Here is a 316-nt window from a genome sequence, read left to right as displayed (position 1 = left end):
TTCTCGCTGTAATCGACCGGGCAGTCGATCACATGCACGCCCGGGGTCTTGATGCAGTGCTCCAGCAGCGGCAGCAGGCCTTCGGCGCTTTCCACGCGGTGGCCATTGGCACCGTAGGCTTCGGCGTACTTGACGAAGTCCGGGTTGCCATAGTCCAGGCCGAAATCGGTGAAGCCCATGTTGGCCTGCTTCCAGCGGATCATGCCGTAGCCGTCGTCACGCAGGATCACCACGGTGATGTGCATGCCCAGACGCACGGCGGTTTCCAGTTCCTGGCTGTTCATCATGAAGCCGCCGTCGCCGCATACCGAAATCA

General features: G+C 61.4%; 1 protein-coding gene. It reads right to left on the bottom strand.

The window, feature by feature from the left end:
• The coding region (locus ACF8R4_RS23035) for a thiamine pyrophosphate-dependent enzyme (protein ID WP_392493538.1) at positions 1-316 on the bottom strand (316 nt) is incomplete at both ends.

Origin of the sequence: Pseudomonas sp. FYR_2, assembly GCF_043106425.1 — a bacterium.
Lineage (GTDB): Bacteria > Pseudomonadota > Gammaproteobacteria > Pseudomonadales > Pseudomonadaceae > Aquipseudomonas > Aquipseudomonas monteilii.
This window is presented reverse-complemented; position numbering and strand designations above follow the sequence as displayed.